The 1,316-nt window shown below is 22.6% G+C and carries 1 protein-coding gene; it reads right to left on the minus strand.

Annotated elements, in window-relative coordinates; genetic code table 11:
• Window positions 1–842, minus strand: an 842-nt coding sequence (locus KGF52_RS20950) for a cache domain-containing protein (protein ID WP_227841513.1), incomplete at its 3' end; no start/stop codon positions are given.
• Window positions 843–1,316 lie beyond the last annotated feature (474 nt).

Genomic DNA, 1,316 nt, shown 5'->3' on the forward strand with positions numbered 1-1,316 from the left:
TTATCTGACTGAATAGATACTACTTCATTTGGTACAACAGAAAAAATATACCAATCATTAATTCCAAGTGGTTGATAATTTAACATAAATTTCTTATTATCTAAATTATAGTTAGAATATCCAGATTTATTATTTTTCATATTTTCTTTTATATCTTTTAAACAATTTACTTCATCACAATTATCATTATTAAAAAGTTTAAATATACATGATAATATTTTACTATTTTCATTTGAATTTTGAGCAATTACATCTCCATTTTTTTTGGCAATATAAACGTGTGCTTTTTTATCAAATGCATATAACCCCAACAATTCATTTAATTTTGTTGAATCATAAGCTCCACTTAAAACACCTGCTACTTTTCCATCTTTATAAATAGGGGTAGCTAAAACTATTATTTCTTTTTTATCAATAATAGATTTTAAAGATTCTGATATATTTCTTTCACCATTTTTAGCTTTTTTAAAATAATCTCTATCTTTTACATTACTAATGATTCCATCATTAGAATAACTTTTTCCATCTAGTGCAGAAATAGACATTCTAATTAAAGAACTTCGCTTTACTCCAGACTCCATTAAATTAATCATCATCTCATTATTTATATTATCTAAATTTCCCATAAAACTAGCAATAGATTCAAGCATGTCAAATTGACCACTAAGTTTTGTCTTAAGATTAATTATATTATGCTCTGTAAATTCTGACAAATATGTATATGTGGTCTCTTTCAATGTATTATCCAATTTAAACTTAAACTTAAAAATAGCCCCACAGGTTAAAATAATTATAATAAACAAGACACTAATACCTAAAAGTTTTGGCTTTAGTCTGTTCACCCATACTCACATCCTCATTATATATAATATATTATATGTTTATATTATTTAATTCTTCAATAGGAAGTGATTTAAAGAAAAAATAAACCTCACAACTATAAATCAAATTATTGTTAAGCTATTTTGTAAACCCTTGCACTTATTTATATTATCTCTTCCTATTTTAATACATATTTTATTTCTTCCTATATTAGAATCAAACAACATATATTTAAATTTATCTATAAAATTTTTATTTTACATTCCTTAATAATTATATATTAATTAATATATAAAAATTATTCTCTTTTATAATACTTATATTAATAAATTCCTTATAATTCTTTTCATGCTTATAAACACCTCAAACAATTTAACTAAGTATAAGTTTCATACTCATACTTGAAACTTAGTTTCCGAATAATAATTCTAGCCTGTCACTTTAATATCCTTTTATTTTTCCACTTTTGCTCATATAACAATATAGTCTATAAT

It is taken from the genome of Clostridioides sp. ZZV15-6597 (genome assembly GCF_020657815.1).
GTDB lineage: Bacteria > Bacillota > Clostridia > Peptostreptococcales > Peptostreptococcaceae > Clostridioides.